The 17,433-nt window shown below is 72.1% G+C and carries 16 protein-coding genes; 5 read left to right on the top strand and 11 right to left on the bottom strand.

Annotation, left to right across the window (positions count from 1 at the left end):
- Positions 1-2: 2 nt before the first annotated feature.
- From QQS16_RS29770 to miaA, 5 genes are all read right to left on the bottom strand, one after another.
- A complete protein-coding gene (locus QQS16_RS29770; protein ID WP_286065129.1) occupies positions 3-1,505 on the bottom strand; it encodes a M1 family metallopeptidase in 1,503 nt (500 codons plus the stop codon).
- Between the two features lie 321 nt (positions 1,506-1,826).
- Entirely contained in the window at positions 1,827-4,058 is a 2,232-nt protein-coding gene (locus QQS16_RS29765; RefSeq protein ID WP_286065128.1) for a RelA/SpoT family protein, read from the bottom strand.
- Between the two features lie 206 nt (positions 4,059-4,264).
- Positions 4,265-5,134 (bottom strand): diaminopimelate epimerase, encoded by an 870-nt coding sequence (dapF, locus tag QQS16_RS29760; RefSeq protein WP_286065127.1) that lies wholly within the window; start codon positions 5,132-5,134, stop codon positions 4,265-4,267.
- 46 nt (positions 5,135-5,180) lie between these two features.
- The gene (locus tag QQS16_RS29755; RefSeq protein ID WP_286066500.1) at positions 5,181-5,684 is read right to left on the bottom strand and encodes a hypothetical protein; all 504 of its coding nucleotides are present in this window, start codon (positions 5,682-5,684) and stop codon (positions 5,181-5,183) included.
- A 107-nt stretch (positions 5,685-5,791) separates the two neighbouring features.
- Complete coding sequence (gene miaA / locus QQS16_RS29750) at positions 5,792-6,730, bottom strand: tRNA (adenosine(37)-N6)-dimethylallyltransferase MiaA (protein ID WP_286065126.1); 939 nt, start codon at positions 6,728-6,730, stop codon at positions 5,792-5,794.
- A 183-nt stretch (positions 6,731-6,913) separates the two neighbouring features.
- Between miaA and QQS16_RS29745 the strand changes: the two genes are divergently transcribed.
- Together QQS16_RS29745 and QQS16_RS29740 are read left to right on the top strand one after the other, a co-directional pair.
- The gene (locus QQS16_RS29745) at positions 6,914-7,192 is read left to right on the top strand and encodes a hypothetical protein (protein WP_286065125.1); all 279 of its coding nucleotides are present in this window, start codon (positions 6,914-6,916) and stop codon (positions 7,190-7,192) included.
- Between the two features lie 24 nt (positions 7,193-7,216).
- Positions 7,217-7,555 (top strand): antitoxin, encoded by a 339-nt coding sequence (locus tag QQS16_RS29740; RefSeq protein ID WP_286065124.1) that lies wholly within the window; start codon positions 7,217-7,219, stop codon positions 7,553-7,555.
- A gap of 194 nt (positions 7,556-7,749) precedes the next feature.
- Here the strand turns inward: QQS16_RS29740 and QQS16_RS29735 are convergent, their stop codons facing one another.
- The 4 genes from QQS16_RS29735 to QQS16_RS29720 all read right to left on the bottom strand — a co-directional run bounded on the left by QQS16_RS29735 (position 7,750) and on the right by QQS16_RS29720 (position 11,882).
- Positions 7,750-8,526, bottom strand: a complete 777-nt coding sequence (locus tag QQS16_RS29735; RefSeq protein WP_286065123.1) for a class III extradiol dioxygenase subunit B-like domain-containing protein — start codon at positions 8,524-8,526, stop codon at positions 7,750-7,752.
- Between the two features lie 165 nt (positions 8,527-8,691).
- Positions 8,692-10,209, bottom strand: a complete 1,518-nt coding sequence (gene miaB / locus QQS16_RS29730; protein WP_286065122.1) for a tRNA (N6-isopentenyl adenosine(37)-C2)-methylthiotransferase MiaB — start codon at positions 10,207-10,209, stop codon at positions 8,692-8,694.
- 54 nt (positions 10,210-10,263) lie between these two features.
- Positions 10,264-10,938, bottom strand: coding sequence for a response regulator (locus QQS16_RS29725; protein ID WP_286065121.1), 675 nt, complete (start codon positions 10,936-10,938; stop codon positions 10,264-10,266).
- Entirely contained in the window at positions 10,935-11,882 is a 948-nt protein-coding gene (locus QQS16_RS29720; RefSeq protein WP_502963929.1) for a sensor histidine kinase, read from the bottom strand. Before QQS16_RS29720 ends, QQS16_RS29725 begins: the two co-directional genes overlap by 4 nt.
- A gap of 234 nt (positions 11,883-12,116) precedes the next feature.
- Here QQS16_RS29720 and QQS16_RS29715 point away from each other — a divergent pair, with 234 nt between their 5' ends.
- The 3 genes from QQS16_RS29715 (at position 12,117) to QQS16_RS29705 (ending at position 14,931) form a co-directional block, all read left to right on the top strand.
- The gene (locus tag QQS16_RS29715) at positions 12,117-12,602 is read left to right on the top strand and encodes a cation:proton antiporter regulatory subunit (RefSeq protein ID WP_286065119.1); all 486 of its coding nucleotides are present in this window, start codon (positions 12,117-12,119) and stop codon (positions 12,600-12,602) included.
- A gap of 3 nt (positions 12,603-12,605) precedes the next feature.
- Entirely contained in the window at positions 12,606-13,844 is a 1,239-nt protein-coding gene (locus tag QQS16_RS29710; protein WP_286065118.1) for a cation:proton antiporter, read from the top strand.
- A gap of 91 nt (positions 13,845-13,935) precedes the next feature.
- The gene (locus tag QQS16_RS29705) at positions 13,936-14,931 is read left to right on the top strand and encodes a TAXI family TRAP transporter solute-binding subunit (protein WP_286065117.1); all 996 of its coding nucleotides are present in this window, start codon (positions 13,936-13,938) and stop codon (positions 14,929-14,931) included.
- Positions 14,932-15,075: 144 nt separating this feature from the next.
- Here QQS16_RS29705 and QQS16_RS29700 read toward each other — a convergent pair whose 3' ends face one another.
- Complete coding sequence (locus QQS16_RS29700; protein ID WP_286065116.1) at positions 15,076-16,467, bottom strand: sensor histidine kinase; 1,392 nt, start codon at positions 16,465-16,467, stop codon at positions 15,076-15,078.
- A 9-nt stretch (positions 16,468-16,476) separates the two neighbouring features.
- A complete protein-coding gene (locus tag QQS16_RS29695) occupies positions 16,477-17,163 on the bottom strand; it encodes a response regulator transcription factor (protein ID WP_286065115.1) in 687 nt (228 codons plus the stop codon).
- Between the last annotated feature and the right edge of the window lie 270 nt (positions 17,164-17,433).

Raw genomic sequence — 17,433 nt, 5'->3', positions numbered from 1 at the left:
TCCTACTTCGCACCGGCACGCTCGGGGGCCGCCGGTTTCCAGTCCGGGTGGCCCGGCATCTGCGGGGTCTTCTCGCCGTGCAGCCAGCCCTCGAAGAACGTGCCGAGGTCGCGTCCGGACATCTCCTCGGCGAGCTCGACGAAGTCCTCGGTCGACGCCGTGCCGTCCTGGTGGCGGCTCACCCAGACCTTCTCCAGTCGCTCGAAGGCCGGCCTGCCGATCTCCTGACGCAGGGCGTACAGGACGAGTGCGGCACCGTCGTAGACGTTCGGGCGGAAGATGCCGGTCTTCTGGCCGGGGTCGGGCGCCTTGGGGGCCGCCGGAGGCCCGCCGGCCGCGCGCCAGCGGTCGGAGTCCCCGTAGGCCGCCTTCATCCGGGCCGCCAACGGCCGGTCCGCCTTCTCCTCCGCGTACAGGGCCTCGTACCAGGTGGCGTGCCCCTCGTTCAGCCACAGGTCGGACCAGGTGCGCGGGCTGACGCTGTCCCCGAACCACTGGTGGGCCAGCTCGTGCACCATGATCGACTCGACGTACCACGTGGGGTAGGCGGGCTCGGTGAACAGGCCTTTCTCAAAGAGGGAGAGCGTCTGCGTCTCCAGCTCGAAACCGGTGACGGCATCGGCCATGAGCAGGCCGTACGTCTCGAAGGGGTACGGCCCGACCTTGCCCTCCATCCACGCGATCTGGTCGGGGGTCTTCTTCAGCCAGGGCTCCAGCACGGCACGGTCCTCGGTGGGCACCACGTCCCGTACGGGCAGGCCGTGCGGGCCCGTGCGGCGCAGCACGGTGGAGCGGCCGATGGAGACCTGGGCGAGTTCGGTGGCCATGGGGTGCTGGGTGCGGTAGGTCCAGGTCATCGTCCGGCCGACCCGCTCCACGCCGGTGGACAGACCGTTGGCCACGGCGGTGTACTCCTTCGGCGCGGTGACCCTGATCGTGAACCTGGCCTTGTCGGAGGGGTGGTCGTTGCACGGGAACACCAGGTGGGCGGCGTCGGCCTGGTTGGCCATGGCGAGGCCGTCCGCGGTGCGCACCCAGCCGCCGTCCCGGTTCCCGGCGGGCATCGGGTCGCTGGTGTGCCGGACGGTGATCCGCGTCCAGCTGCCCTCGGGCAGCGGTGCGTCGGGCGTGACCACCAGGTCCTCACCCGCGCTCGTGAAGGCGGCGGACTCGCCGTCGACGGCGACGGACTCGACCTTGCCGTGCGCGAAGTCCAGGTTCACCCGGTCCAGTGAGACCGTCGTCCACGCGTCGATCGTGGTGACCGCCTGGAGCGGCTCGCTGTTGGTGCCGGGATAGGTGAAGGAGAGGTCGTACGACGCCACGTCGTACCCCGGGTTGCCGAGGTGCGGGAAGAGGCGGTCGCCGACCCCGAGCGGGGTGGCGGGGGCGCCGGCGGCGATGAGACAGACGGAGACGGCGCAGGCGAGCAGTGCCGTCGCCTTCAGACGTCGGGGGGTTCTGCGGCGGTCCCGGGAGGCCGGGGTGCGGGGGGTGAGCAGCATGCACCACGGCTACCAGCGCGTACGTACCCGATGGCGACGGCGCGCGACCGACCCACCCGAACGGGTAGGCCGACTGACTCGGTCCGCCGACAGCGCGCGAACGAGCCGGCGCGCCACGTCAACGACGGGGTGCGAACGAGTGAGCCGGGTCCTCGGTCCGCGACGGCGTGCGACGGAACCGGGTGCGTCAGTCCGCCGACGGCACACGAACGGCTGAGCACACGAACGGCTGAGCCCGATGCCTCCGTCCGCGACAGCGCGCGACGGAACAACCGGCTGCGTCAGTCCGCCGACGGCACACGAACGGCTGAGCCGGGCGCCTCAGTCCGTCAGCGCCTGCGGCTGGGCCCGGCTGACGTCGTAGACACCGGGCACGTTGCGCATCGCCCGCATCAGGGCCGGCAGGTGGGCCGAGTCCGGGAGCTGGACGGTGTAGGTGTGGCGTACCCGCTGCCGGCTCGGGGGCTCGACGGTGGCCGAGACGATCTCCGCGCCCTCCAGAGCCATCGCCTCGGTGAGGTCCGCCAGCAGATGAGGGCGGCCGAACGATTCAGCGAACAGGGTCACCCGGCACTCGGCGGTGTCCCCCCAGCGCACGCCGATCTCCGCGCGCCCCGCGTCCTTCATCCGCGCCACCGCCGCGCATTCCACACGGTGGACGGTCACCGCTCCCCCCCGCACGGCGAAGCCGGTCACCTCGTCGGGCGGTACGGGCGTACAGCAGCCGGCGAGCCGTACGCTCGCGCCCGGCTGGTCGACGACGGCGTTCGCGGCGGCGGGGCCGTCGAAGGCGGCGCGGTCGGTGAGGGGACGGTCGACGGACCGGAAGGCGGGACCGTCGCCGGCGGGCCGGGCCGGGGCCTCCGCGCCCTGCCGAGCCGGGTCCTGACGAGCCGGGTCCTGGACGGTCGCCTCCTCGCCCGTCGCGGGCACCGGATGCGTCGCGATCCACCGCTGGATGGCGATCCGCGCGGCAGGCGTGTGGGCGTGCTCCAGCCACTCCCGGGAGGGCTCGGAGGCCGGGTCCTGGCCCATGAGGAGCTGGACGGTGTCACCGTCCTTCAGGACGGTGCTGAGGGTCGCCAGGCGGCCGTTGACGCGGGCGCCGAAGCACGCGTGCGCGTCCTCGCCGTACTGGGCGTACGCGGCGTCCACACAGGTCGCGCCGTCGGGCAGGCCCAGTGTGCCGCCGTCGGGCCGGAAGACGGTGATCTCGCGGTCCTGGGCCAGGTCCTCCCGGAGGGTGGACCAGAAGGTGTCGGGGTCGGACGCCGCCTCCTGCCAGTCGAGGAGGCGGGAGAGCCAGCCGGGCCGGGTCGGGTCGACGCGCTCGCCGTCGCCGGCGCTCTGCTCCTCGGCGGGAGGAGCGTAGGGATTGCCGAGCGCGATCACGCCGGCCTCGGCGACCTTGTGCATCTGGTGGGTGCGGATGAGGACCTCGACGACCTGGCCGTCCTTGCGGGCCACCGCGGTGTGCAGCGACTGGTACAGGTTGAACTTCGGTACGGCGATGAAGTCCTTGAACTCCGAGACCACGGGCGTCAGGCAGGTGTGCAGTTCGCCCAGGACGCCGTAGCAGTCGGCGTCCTCGTGCACGAGGACCAGCAGGCGGCCGAAGTCCGAGCCGCGCAGGTGGCCGCGTTTGCGGGCCACCCGGTGCACCGACACGAAGTGCCGCGGCCGGATGAGGACCTCGGCCGGGATGTCGGCGTCCCGCAGGACCGCGCGCATGTCCTCGGCCGTCTCGGCGAGCGGGTCGTCCGTGCGGGAGGTGTTGCCGACGATCAGCTCCCGTGTGTGCTCGTACTCCTCGGGGTGCAGGATCGCGAAGACGAGGTCCTCCAGCTCGGTCTTGAGCGCCTGGACGCCGAGCCGTTCGGCGAGCGGGATGAGGACGTCCCGGGTGACCTTGGCGATGCGGGCCTGTTTCTCGGGCCGCATCACGCCGAGGGTGCGCATGTTGTGCAGCCGGTCGGCGAGCTTGATCGACATCACCCGGACGTCGTTGCCGGTGGCGACGAGCATCTTGCGGAAGGTCTCGGGCTCGGCGGCGGCGCCGTAGTCGACCTTCTCCAGCTTCGTCACGCCGTCGACGAGGAAGCGGACCTCCTCGCCGAACTGCTCGCGGACCTGATCGAGCGTGACGTCCGTGTCCTCGACGGTGTCGTGGAGCAGAGAGGCCGTCAGCGTCGTTGTCTCCGCGCCGAGTTCGGCGAGGATGAGGGTCACCGCGAGCGGGTGTGTGATGTACGGCTCACCGCTCTTGCGCATCTGGCCGCGGTGCGAGGACTCGGCGAGCACGTAGGCGCGGCGCAGCGGTTCCAGGTCGGCGTCGGGGTAGTGGGCGCGGTGGGCCTCGGCCACATGGCCGATGGCGTCGGGCAGCCGGTCACGGGCGGCGGGACCGAGCAGCGCGGCCCGGCCGAGGCGGCGCAGGTCGATCCGGGCGCGGGCCTTCCTGCGGGGCGCTGCGGGCAGCCCGGGGGTCGAGGTCGCCGGACCCGATGTCACCACCGGGCCCGGGGTCGCAGGGTTCGTGGCCTCCGCACTCATGGGCACCTCCGGCTGTGGACCGGCGGACGGGTGCCCCAGGGCTGACACAGCTCAGGGGATTGCATCGGTCCCCCGTCCGGGCCGGTGCTTGATGCTACCGAGCCCATCACGGCCGACCGACCGCCTCTCGTCGAGCGTGAAACGGATCACCCATTCGAGCGACGGTTTGGGGGTTTACGCGTGTGCGTCCTGTGATCTGCAATCGGTCACCGCACCACGTTGTCCAGCCACTGGGCGTCGATCTCGCCCTCGGCGACGATCACAGCGGGACCGGTCATCTCGATGTAGCCGTCGGGCCGCTCGGTGATCACGAGGGTGCCGCCTGGCACGTCGACGGTGTACGTGGCGGGAGCGCCGGTGACGGCCGGGTCGACGCCGTCCCTGCGGGCGGTGGCCACGGCCACGGCGCACGCGCCCGTGCCGCACGAACGGGTCTCGCCGGCGCCGCGCTCGTGCACGCGCAGGGCGACGTGCCGGGGGCCGCGGTCGACCACGAACTCGACGTTGACCCCGTCCGGGTAGGCGGCGGCCGGGGTGAACGGGGGTGGGGTGTACAGATCGCCCGCGTGCGCGAGGTCGTCCACGAAGGCGACGGCGTGCGGGTTGCCCATGTTCACGTTCCGCGCGGGCCAGCTGCGCTCCCCCACGCTCACCGTGACGTCCCCTTCGGGGAGCCGTGCTCTGCCCATGCCGACCGTGATGTCGCCGTCCTTGGCGATGTGCGCGGTCTTCACGCCCGCGCGCGTGGCGATCGCGAGGTCGCCCTCACCGACGTGTCCGGCGCGCTGGAGGTAGCGCGCGAACACGCGCACGCCGTTGCCGCACATCTCGGCGATCGAGCCGTCGCCGTTGCGGTAGTCCATGAACCACTCCGCCTCGGCCGCCATGTCCTCGGCCTCGGGGTGCGCGGTGGACCGCACGACGTGCAGCAGCCCGTCCCCGCCGATGCCCGCGCGGCGGTCGCACAGGGCGGCGACGGCGGCCGGGGGCAGGTCGATGGCGTTCTCGGGGTCCGGGAGGATCACGAAGTCGTTCTCCGTGCCGTGACCCTTGAGGAAGGCGATCCGCGTGCTCATTCCTCGATCGTACGGCGTGGGTACGACACCCCGGGCGCGCGTGGGGTCAGCGCAGCCGGGCCACGCGCCAGACCGCGAGCACGACCACCGCGGCGACCAGCACGACGTAGGCGATCACCACGCGCCAGTCCGCCCGGCGCCCGGAACCGCGCGGCGGCAGCCCGGGCCACGTGTAACCCACGCGACGGGCGGCCGTCATGCCCCAGCCGGCCGCGCAGGAGCAGATCAGCAGGCCCAGCATGGCGATCACGGCCCCGCTGTCGCCGAAGTCGAAGGCGAGCGGGAAGGCGAACATCAGGGAGCCGACCGCGGCGAGGCTCACGATGGGCGCCAGCTGCCAGATGCGCAGCCGGCGCTGCGGACGGAGTTCGACCTCGACCTCGGGGCCGCCGGGGAACATCTCCTCCGGCTCGGGGCCGTCGGCGGTCACCCCGTCCGGTGTCTCGTCGGGCCCGTCGGAGTTCAGACGGTCGTCGTCGAGCTCGGGTTCGCCGCTCTCCGCGGTGAGGTGTTCGGTGCCTTGTGCGGTGTCGCGAGGGCCGGCCTCCATCGCCACGCGCCCTCCCAACTTGGACTCCACTGGTCGATCGAAGCTCGATGATGGCACGCCCCCGAAGGCCGCGATGACGGCCGGAGCGTCCCGATGCCAGGACGTGATCAGGCTGTAACCGGTCGTTCGACCAACGTCAGCGCGAGCCGCGGAAGTTCTGTGAGATCCGCCGCAGCCCCACTCAACCAATGCACCCGTGGATCGCGCCTGAACCAGGAATCCTGACGGCGCGCGAAGCGCTTGGTGGCACGAATCGTCTCGATCCGCGCTTCTTCCAGGGTGCACTCCCCGGCGAGCGCCGCGAGCACTTGCTGGTAGCCGAGCGCGCGCGACGCCGTACGCCCCTGGCGCAACCCCTGCGCCTCCAACGCGCGCACTTCCTCCACGAGCCCGGTCTCCCACATCCGGTCGACCCGGCGGGCGATGCGCTCGTCGAGCTCGGGGCGGGCCACGTCGACGCCGATCTGGACGGTCTCGTAGACGGAGTCGTGGCCGGGGAGGTTGGCGGTGAAGGGCCGGCCGGTGATCTCGATCACCTCGAGGGCCCGGACGATACGGCGGCCGTTGCTCGGCAGGATCGCGTGCGCGGCCCCGGGGTCGGCGGCGGCCAGGCGCGCGTGCAGCGCGCCGGAGCCGCGCAGGGTGAGTTCGTCCTCCAGTCGGGCCCGGACCTCGGGATCGGTGCCGGGGAACTCCAGGTTGTCGACGGCGCCCCGGACGTACAGGCCGGAGCCGCCCACCAGGATCGGCCAGCGGCCCTCGGCGAGCAGCGCGTCCATGCGCTGCCGCGCGAGCCGTTGGTACTCGGCGACGGACGCGGTGACCGTCACGTCCCAGATGTCCAGGAGGTGGTGCGGTACGCCGGCGCGCTCCTCGGGCGTCAGCTTCGCGGTGCCGATGTCCATCCCTCGGTAGAGCTGCATGGAGTCGGCGTTGACGACCTCACCACCGAGTCGCTGGGCCAGGAAAACGCCCAGATCGGACTTTCCGGCCGCGGTCGGTCCGACGACGGCGATGACACGGGGGGCGGGGGGTCGGCTGCTCACCGCCCCAGTCTCGCAAACCTCCACCCGCGGCCTCGAACGAGTTACGTGACGGTACGGACCCGGGGTCGTTCCCAGTTGCGAGGTTCTCCGCCGCCCGATCGCAGAGGCGGCGGGCCGGGCGGCGCAATCGGACGCACCGGACGACGCGGGATTTCGCCCGCATGAGTACTGTATGGAGTGGATATGGGCGTTTTCGCACGACTCTTCCGGAGGTCGAAGAGCACGGAGGAGGCGGCAACCGCCGAGGCGCAGGCCGACGCGACGGCGGCCGGGCCCGCGGCTCAGAAGGCGGCGGAGGCGAAGGGACCGGCCGAGACCGAGACGGCTGCCCCGGCCGAGAGCCCGGTGGAGAAGAAGGCGGCCGCCGCCGACGACACCGGTGGCGAAGGTGTCGACATCCCCAAGCAGCAGTCCGCCGAGGAGGTTGCCGACAGCGGGGCCGGGGAAGGCGCTCGCACGTAAACACCGCGCGAGGGAAGGTGGACCATGGGTCTCCTGGACAACGTCAAAGCCAAGCTCGGCCCGGCCAAGGACAAGGTCTCCGGTCTCGCGCAGCAGCACGGTGACAAGGTCCGGCACGGTCTCGACAAGGCCGCGAAGGTCGTCGACGAGAAGACCAAGGGCAAGTACAGCGACAAGATCGAGGCCGGCACGGGCAAGGCCAAGGGTGCCGTGGACCGTCTCGCGCACAAGGACGGCACGCACCCGGGTGGCACCGGAACCGGCACCGGCCCGGTCGGCGACGGCGGTACGCCGTCGGCCTCGCCCCCGCCCGGTTCCCCGCCGCCGCCCTCACCACCGCCCACCTCGCCGCCGGTCTCCTGACCGGCGACCGCACATCGTCGGACGGCCGTGGAGCACGACGCTCCCGGCCGTCCGCCGTGTCCGGGGGACGACCGCTTACCGGATCGCCGGCCGCTCCGTGGACGGCCGACTCGGCGCGGACGGCCGACTCGGCGTCGGAGCGCCCCGTGTCGTCCGTGCGACCTGGCCCTCTCACCCGAAGTCGCCGCTCAGGGCTATGACCAGGTCGCCACCAGATACCCCACGCCGTACGGCGCGTCCTCGTACAGCAGCGCCCCGGTGAGGACGGTTCCCTCGGCCGCGCCCGCCAGGACCTGCCAGGGGGCCCGCCCGGCGGCCTTCAGTTCGTACGCCAAGTCCGCGTCCAGCGCCTTCAGGGCCGCCCCGTCCGCCGCCGCCAAGGCCCGCGCGACCTGGGCGTCGAAGGGCGCCGCCCGCTCGTCCAGGTAGCCGGGCGACTTGAGGGTGCGGCAGGCGCTGGCGTCACCCATCACCAGCAAGGCCACCCGCTCGGCCACCGCGGCGACCTGCCTTCCCATCTGGATACACCGCTCGGGCGCGAGAGGTTCCCCCACACCGAGTCCCTCGACCGGGGCGGCGGCCCAGCCGGTCCGCTCCAGCAGCCAGGCGGCCACCGCGAGGGAGGTCGGAAGCGAGCGCTCGCGGGCCGTGTCCCTGGGCGTGTCCGCGCCCCTGCGTGTGTCCGTGTGCCCGCGCGTGTCCGGGTCCCCGGTGCCCTGGTCCGCGCCGAGGCGCACGTCCAGGTCCACGCCGAATCCGTGGAAGGAACCCGGGGTGCCCTGCGGGTGGGGTCCGCGCCCGCTCTCGTCGGCGGGTCCGACGACCAGGAGCCGGTCGGGGCGGGCGGCGGCGAGGACACCGAGCGCGTCCGTGCAGGCGGCCCGCACGGCGTCCAGCTCGGGTGCCGCGCCCGCCGCGAGGTCGGGCACGAGCAACGGTGGGCAGGGGCAGACTGCTGCGGCGACAAGCATGATCGGCAGGGTAACCCCGCGGGGCGGCGGCACGTCGGCCGACGTTCGCGGGGACCGGGCGGCCACGCGCCGCTGACCTCCGCGTCCGCGCATCCGCCGGGCGGAGTGCCAGGGCCGGCAGAACCCCGGTCCTCGGCCCCGGGCCGACCGCTCCCCTCGCCGGTGTCAGTTGCCGCCGCAGCCGCCGCCCGTGGCGACCGGCAGCGGGGCGGGCGCGCCGATCGTCGGCAGGCCCAGCAGGACGCCCGTCGGCCCGGCGGCCGCCGCCGCGTTGCGCTTGTCCCAGGCGTCCCCCGCGCGCGTGCGGCGCACGGCGAGGACGCTGCCCTCGGCGAGGAGGTGGTGCGGGGCGGCGTAGGTGATCTCGACCGTGACCACGTCGCCGGGACGCACTCCCTGCTCCGGCTTGGTGAAGTGGACCAGGCGGTTGTCCGGGGCGCGGCCGGAGAGGCGGTGGGTGGCGCCGTCCTTGCGGCCCTCGCCCTCGGCGACCATGAGGTCGAGCGTGCGGCCGACCTGCTTCTTGTTCTCCTCCCAGGAGATCTCCTCCTGAAGGGCCACGAGACGCTCGTAGCGCGCCTGGACGACCTCCTTGGGGATCTGGTTGTCCATGGTGGCGGCCGGGGTGCCGGGGCGCTTGGAGTACTGGAAGGTGAACGCCTGCGCGAACCGGGCCTCGCGCACCACGTGCAGGGTCTGCTCGAAGTCCTCCTCGGTCTCGCCGGGGAAGCCCACGATGATGTCGGTGGTGATCGCCGCGTGCGGGATGGCGGCCCGCACCTTCTCGATGATCCCGAGGTAGCGGTCCTGGCGGTACGAGCGGCGCATCGCCTTCAGGACGGTGTCCGAACCGGACTGCAGGGGCATGTGCAGCTGCGGCATGACGTTCGGAGTCTGCGCCATGGCCGCGATCACGTCGTCCGTGAAGTCGCGCGGGTGCGGCGAGGTGAAGCGGACGCGCTCCAGGCCGTCGATGCCGCCGCAGGCCCGCAGCAACTTGCTGAACGCCTCACGGTCGCCGATGTCGGAGCCGTACGCGTTGACGTTCTGGCCGAGCAGCGTGATCTCGCAGACGCCCTCGGCGACCAAGGCCTCGACCTCGGCCAGGATGTCGCCGGGACGGCGGTCCTTCTCCTTGCCGCGCAGGGCCGGGACGATGCAGAAGGTGCAGGTGTTGTTGCAGCCCACGGAGATCGACACCCAGGCGGCGTACGCGCTCTCCCGCCGGGTCGGCAGGGTGGAGGGGAACGCCTCCAGCGACTCGGCGATCTCGACCTGCGCCTCTTCCTGGACGCGGGCGCGTTCCAGCAGGACGGGCAGCTTGCCGATGTTGTGCGTGCCGAAGACGACGTCCACCCAGGGAGCCTTCTTCACGATGGTGTCGCGGTCCTTCTGGGCGAGACAGCCGCCGACCGCGATCTGCATCCCGGGGCGCTTCGTCTTCATCGGGGCGAGCCGGCCGAGGTTGCCGTAGAGCCGGTTGTCGGCGTTCTCGCGGACCGCGCAGGTGTTGAAGACGACCACGTCCGCGTCGCCGTCCGCCCCCTCGGGCGCGCGCACGTATCCGGCGTCTTCGAGCAGTCCGGACAATCGCTCGGAATCGTGGACGTTCATCTGGCACCCGTAGGTGCGCACCTCGTATGTCTTCACGTCCACTGCCTGGCTCCGGTCGCTGCTGCTCATGTGACAAGGGTAGGCGGTGCCGGAGCAGCTCCCGTCCGCCTGTGGACAACCGCCTCACGGATCGATCAGACCGGCCCGGATGGCGTAGCGGGTCAGCTCCAGGCGGTCGCGCATGCCGAGTTTCTGGAGGAGGTTCGCGCGGTGGCGTTCCACCGTCTTGGCGCTGATGAACAGCAGCTCGGCGATCTCCCTGGAGGTGTGGCCCTCGGCGACCAGTTTGAGGATCTCCTCCTCGCGTTCGGTGATGGCCCGCTCCGGCAGGCCGTCGCCCCGGCGCAGACGCTCCAGGTAGGAGCGGACGAGGGCCCGTTCCGCACCCGGGTAGATGAACGGTTCGTCACGGACCGCCGCCCGGCAGGCCTCGACCAGGTCGCGGTCGGCGACGGACTTCAGGACGTATCCGCTGGCGCCCGCCTTCAGGGCCTCGAAGAAGTACTGCTCGTTGTCGTACATCGTCAGCACGAGGATGCGCAGGCCGGGCAGCCGGCGGGAGAGTTCGCGGGCCGCCTGGAGGCCGGTCATGCGGGGCATGGCGATGTCCAGGACGGCGAGATCGACGGCACGCGCGCGTGCCAGCTCGACCGCCTCGGCCCCGTCGCCGGCCTCGGCCACGACGGTGAGGTCCGGCTCACCCTCCAGGATGAGACGCACGCCTCGGCGTACGAGGGTGTGGTCGTCGGCGAGCAGCACGCGGACGGGGTTCGCCGTCGTGGGTGGTCGGAGTGTCATCGGCGCCCGGTCCCGGCCGGTACGCGCAGCCTGAGTTCGGTACCGCCGTCGGGAGCGGGCGCGAGGGACAGGGCGGCTCCCACGAGCAGCGCGCGCTCGCGCATACCGCTGATGCCGGAGCCCTCCGGTGTCCCGCCCAGGCCCCTGCCGTTGTCACGTACGAGGAGTTCGACCCCGTCCGTCACCGGCCGCAGCCAGACGTCCGCGCGGTCGGCGGCGGCGTGCCGCGCGGTGTTGGTCAGGCCCTCCTGGGCCACCCGGTAGAGCACGAGTTCGGCCTCCTCGGTCAGGTGCGGCAGGTCGCCGGAGAGGTGGTGGCGGACCGTCAGGCCGTGGGTGGTGAACTCGGCCGCGAGGGAGCGCAGCGCACTGGCCAGGCCCAGCTCGTCCAGCACGCCGGGGCGCAGTCGGCGCGCGATGCGGCGGATCTCGTCGAGGCCCGCGCGGGTGGCCTCCTGTGCCTGGCCGACCTCGTCGCGCAGTTCCTCGGGCGCCTGGTCGCCGACGCGCTTGAGCTGGAGGAGGACGGCGGTCAGGGTCTGCCCGACCTCGTCGTGCAGCTCGCGGGCGACGCGTTGCCGTTCGCGCTCCTGGGCGGAGAGCGCGCGGGCCGCGCCGGCGGCGCGTTCGGCCTCCAGCCGGTCGAGCATGGTGTTGTACGTCGTGATCAGCTCGGCCGTCTCGGCGGGACCGGCGACGGGGGCCCGGGCACCGGGACGTCGCAGATCGGCGGTCGCCATGGCGCGGCCCAGCCGCTGGAGCGGGGCGAGGCCGACGCGCAGCACCAGGGCGTTGGCGGCCAGCAGGGCGGCGAGACCACCGACGACGGCCATCGCCTCGCCGGGCAGGACCGGGGTCGACACGGTGACCGGACCCAGGAGCAGCCCGGCGGCCGCGACCAGGCCGACGGCGTTGAGCGAGAAGATCCGCCAGAACAGCGACACGGTCCCGGTTCCGCCCTTTCGGCCCGCTCCGCCCTCGTCGGCTTCCGCCTGTGCGTCGCCCGCCTGCTCCACCCGCATGACGGCTGCGACCAGCCTGTCAGCCGTCCGCCGGCCGCGTATATCCGTGACAGCACCCATGTCGCCACCGTACGGGCGGGTGACAGCATGCAGACCGGGCATCCGTGATCACTGAGGCACGAGCCGCCCGAGCACCGACGAGTAAGGGGAAGAAACGTGTCCGCTCCACGTCTGAAGGCGACACCGCTGCCGGGCATCGGGGTCCAGTACGACCTCGTGACCCGGGAACAACGCCATCTGTCCGTGGTGGCGCACCGCGACGGCGCGCGCACGGTGAGCGTGTACCGGGCCGACGACCCCGACTCCTGCGCGCAGTCCCTGCGGCTGACCGGTGCCGAGGCGGGCGCGCTGATCGACGCGCTGAAGCCGTCCCACCACAGCGCCAGCCTGCTCTACACGACGGCCCTGGGCCTGGTCGCCGAGCGGATCGAGGTCGCCGCGACCTCGCACTGGAACGGGCGGGTCCTGGGCGACACGCGCCTGCGGACCGAGACGGGCTCGTCCGTGGTGGCGGTGCTGCGGCGGACCGAGGCGATCCCGTCGCCGGCGCCGGACTTCCGGCTGGCCGGCGGGGACACGCTCATCGTGATCGGCACCCGCGAGGGCGTCGACGCCGCCGCGGCGATACTCGGGCAGGGGTGACCTGTGCACTCAGCGGTCCTGCTGATCGAGTTCGGTTCCATCATCCTCGGCCTCGGCCTGCTCGGCCGGTTCGCCGCCCGCTTCCGCCTCTCCCCCATCCCGCTGTACCTGCTGGCCGGTCTGGCCTTCGGCGAGGGCGGTCTGCTGCCGCTCGGGGCGAGCGAGGAGTTCATCGCCACGGGCGCCGAGATCGGCGTGATCCTCCTGCTGCTGATGCTCGGCCTGGAGTACACGGCCGGTGACCTGGTCACCAACCTCAAGGCCCACTATCCGGCCGGGCTCGTCGACGGCGCGCTCAACGCGATCCCGGGTGCCGCGGCGGCGCTGCTGCTCGGCTGGGGCCCGGTGGCCGCGGTCGTCCTGGCCGGCGTCACCTGGATCTCGTCGTCCGGCGTCATCGCGAAGGTGCTCGGCGACCTGGGCCGCGTCGGCAACCGGGAAACCCCGGTGATCCTCAGCGTCCTCGTCCTGGAGGACCTGGCGATGGCGGTGTACCTGCCGATCGTCACCGCGCTGGTGGCCGGGGCGGGGCTGCTGGCCGGCAGCCTCACCCTGGCGATCGCCCTGGGCGCGGCGGGCCTGGTCCTGTTCGTGGCCGTCCGCTACGGCCGCCTCATCTCGCGTTTCGTGTCCAGCGACGACCCGGAGAAGCTGCTCCTGGTGGTGCTGGGACTGACGATCCTCGTCGCGGGTGTCGCCCAGCAGCTCCAGGTGTCGGCCGCGGTGGGCGCGTTCCTGGTGGGCATCGCGCTGTCCGGCGAGGTCGCGGAGGGCGCGCACACGCTGCTCAGCCCCCTGCGCGATCTGTTCGCCGCCGTCTTCTTCGTCTTCTTCGGGCTGCACACCGACCCGGCCAGCATCCCGCCCGTCCTGCTGCCCGCGCTCGCACTGGCGCTCCTCACCGCCGCGACGAAGATCGCCACCGGCTACTGGGCGGCCCGTCGGGCCGGGATCTCCGTCAAGGGCCGCTGGCGGACGGGCGGCGCGCTGGTGGCGCGCGGCGAGTTCTCGATCGTCATCGCCGGGCTGGCGGTGAGTGCGGGCATCGAGCCGTCCCTGGGCCCGCTGGCCACGGCGTACGTCCTCATCCTGGTCGTCCTCGGCCCGCTCACCGCCCGCTTCACCGAGCCGCTGGCCTCCCGCTGGGTCCACCGCTTCGGCAACCGCCGTGACCAGCGGACGGAGGCCTCCACGCAGCAGCAGGCGCAGGCCGGGGCGGAGGCGCCGGTGGGACACGACTGAGCCGCCGGCGGCCCGCCCCGCGCCCGCGCGTCGACCCGCCCCCACTCCTCGCGCTGGTCAGGAACGCGTGCCGGCTGGCAGGATCGCGCGCATGTCCAAGGTGTTCCCCCGTATCGACAGGCGCCGGGCCCTACAGGGCTCGGCCGCCGGGTTCGTCGTGTTCGGGCTGCTGCTGTGGTGGCTGCTGCCCCTGGGCGAGGAACCGCCGCGCGGGACGATCACGTTCAGCACGGGAACACGCTCCGGGGTCTACCAGAAGTACGGCGGGCTGCTGCAGGACGCGCTCGCCAAGGACATGCCCGGACTGAAGGTGAAGCTGCGGGACAGCGACGGCTCGCAGGAGAACGTCAAGCGGGTGGCGACCGGCGAGGCCGACTTCACCATCGCCGCGGCCGACGCCGTGGAGACGTACACGGTCCACGACGCGGCGCGGGCCGACCGGCTGCGCGGAGTCGCCCGCCTGTACGACGACTACGCACAGCTCGCTGTCCCGCCGGACTCGGACATCCGCTCCGTCGCCGATCTGAAGGGCAAGCGGGTCGCCATAGGGCTTCCCCGTTCGGGTGTGCGGCTGATAGCCGAGCGGGTGCTCAGGGCGGAGGGCATCGACCCGGAGAAGGACATCGTCGCCTCCGCGGAGGGCATCAACGTGGGGCCGAAGCGCCTCGGCCACCAGATCGACGCGTTCTTCTGGTCGGGCGGGCTGCCGACGGACGGGCTGACCAGCCTCGCCGAGACGTCGGGTTTCCGACTGGTGCCCATCGGTGCCGATATCGTCGCCAAACTGCACAAAGAGGTCGACGCCACCCGTTACTACCGCGCCACGAACATACCGGCGTCGGTCTACCCCCAGGTCCAGAACGGCTCCCCGGTGCCGACGCTGGCGGTGTCCAACCTGCTGGTGACCCGCGCCGACATGGACCCCAGGCTCACCGAGTGGGTGACCCGGATCGTTCTCCGCAGCCGTGACCGCATCGGCAAGGACGTCCACTCCGCCCAGCTGGTCGACGTGCGCACGGCGATCTACACCAACCCGCTGCCCCTGCACGAGGGCGCCCGGCGGTACTACCGCTCCGTCAAGCCGTAGGCGGCCGTACGCGCATGGCGTAAGGGTGCGCTGGACGGTGACGTAGAAAGCCTTGCGCTCCCGCTGTACGCACGGTCATGTGCGAGCCGCGCTCCGCCTCACGCACATGCGGCAGAGGCGCGGGCGGTCATGCCGTACCGCATCTCACCCGGCCGGCCGCGACCGGGGCACCGTCACCGTCACCGTCAGGCCGTGCGGGTCGTGGTGGCCGTAGGAGATCGAGCCGCCGCCCGCCGCGAGCAGGGTGCGGGAGATGGACAGGCCGAGACCGGAGCCCTTGACGTTCTGGTGGCGGCCACTGCGCCAGAAACGGTCGCCGACGCGGCTGAGTTCCTCGTCGGTCAGGCCCGGGCCGTTGTCGCTGACCACGATGGTGCAGTGCTCGCCGTCGGAGGCGACCGTGACCTCGACCGTCTCGTCCTTCGGCGTGAACTTCACCGCGTTGTCGATCACCGCGTCCAGCGCGCTGGAGAGGGTGACCGGGTCGGCCCAGGCGGTGGTGGGCGGGCAGTTCCCCACCAGACGTACGCCCTTGGCCTCGGCGGTCGGCGTCCAAGCCGCGACGCGCTCGTCGGTCAGCGTGCCGATGTCGGTGATCCGCAGGTCCGCCTCGGTGTGCTCGGCCAGGGCCAGGTCGAGCAGATCGTCCAGGACCTGCGCCAGCCGCTTGCCCTCGGCCTGGACCGAGGCGATCTCCTGGTTGCCCTCCGGGAGTTCGAAGGCGAGCAGCTCGATCCGCAGCAGCAGTGCCGCGAGCGGGTTGCGCAGCTGGTGGGAGGCGTCGGCGACGAAGGCGCGCTGCTGCTCCAGGACGTCCTCGACGTTGTCCGCCATCTCGTTGAACGCCCGGGCCAGGCGCCTCAGCTCCGGGGGTCCGCCGGCGGCGGCGACCCGTGACTTCAGGGCCCCGCTGGCGATCGCGTGAGTGGTGGCGTCCAGGACGCGTACGGGACGCAGGACCCAGCCAGTCAGGCGCAGTGCCGCGCCGACCGCCAGCAGCATCGCGGCGATCTCGCCCGCGCCGATGACCAGCCAGCCGTGCAGGGTCCGCGAGCGCATCTGCCCGGTGGGCGATTCGAGGATGACGACCGCCACGACGTCGCCGTCCCGGATGACCGGCGAGGCCACGACCAGACGGTTGCGCTGCCAGGGCCAGACCTGCTGGGGGTCCGGGCTGCGGCGGCTGAGCAGTGCCTCCTGGAACGCGTCGCGCAGCTCCCCCGACCGGGGCACGGACCAGTTCCTCGGCGCCTGCGCCATGGGGCTGCCGTCGTAGTAGAAGACGCCCGCCCGGATGTCGTAGACCTTGTGATAACTGGCGAGTTGGCTGTTCAGGGCGTTCTGGCGCTCGTTCGCCGTACCGCGCGTGTCGGTGACGAACTGGGCGAGAGCGGCGAAGTAGGCCGTGTCGTCGATCCGGTCGACGACCACCTTCTGCTGCTGGGCGGCGGCCACGCTCACGGCCAGCGGAACGCCGAGCGCCAGCAGCACGGCCGCCATCAGAACGATGAGCAGCGGCAGGAGACGTGTGCGCACCCGGCCCCGCTAGGCGCCCGGAGCGACGAGCCGGTAGCCCACGCCACGCACGGTCTCGATCAGCGCCGGCATGCGCAGCTTGGCGCGCAGGGACGCGACGTGCACCTCGAGCGTGCGCCCGGTCCCCTCCCAGCTGGTGCGCCACACCTCGCTGATGATCTGCTCCCGGCGGAAGACCACCCCCGGGCGCTGGGCGAGCAGGGCGAGGAGGTCGAACTCCTTGCGGGTCAGCTGGACGACCGAACCGCTCACGCTGACCTGGCGGGTGGGCAGTTCGATGTGCACCGGACCGAGGCGCAGCGCGCTGTCCCCGCCGCCCGGCACGTCCTCCTGGACGGTGCGGCGGCTGACGGCGTGGATACGGGCGAGCAGCTCACCGGTGTCGTACGGCTTGACCACGTAGTCGTCGGCACCGAGGTTGAGGCCGTGGATGCGGGAGCGGACGTCGGCACGCGCGGTGACCATGATCACCGGGGTGCTGGTGCGCTTGCGGATCTTCCCGCACACCTCGTATCCGTCCTGGTCGGGCAGGCCCAGGTCGAGCAGGACGACTCCGAAACCGGCTCCCTCCGGGACCAGGGCCTGGAGAGCCTCCTCGCCGCTGCGGGCGTGCGTGACGTCGAAACCGTGCCGTGCCAGGACCGCGGACAGGGCGGCGGCGACATGGTTGTCGTCCTCGACGAGGAGAAGTCTCATCCGGGCCCCCTTCGGTTCATCGGACGTACCATCTGGATATGTACATAACGCGTGCACGCGCGCGGGTGCACTGTGGCAGTCACGCTGATGGATGAGGACGGCGTCAAGAGGGTTCCGGTTGCGCGCGGCTTCCGTTACCCGGCCGATACGGACGCAGGTCACAAGTGCTACGACACGTGTCCGATTGCTATCGGATCGTGATGCTCAGATTCCCCTCAGATGTAATGACGCTGGTCGTGAGTGGTTACTACTGTCCTCCGAAACCGAGGA

Origin of the sequence: Streptomyces sp. ALI-76-A (assembly GCF_030287445.1) — a bacterium.
Classification (GTDB): domain Bacteria; phylum Actinomycetota; class Actinomycetes; order Streptomycetales; family Streptomycetaceae; genus Streptomyces.
The sequence above is the reverse complement of the archived record's forward strand: the minus strand, read 5'-3'. Positions and strand labels throughout refer to the sequence as shown.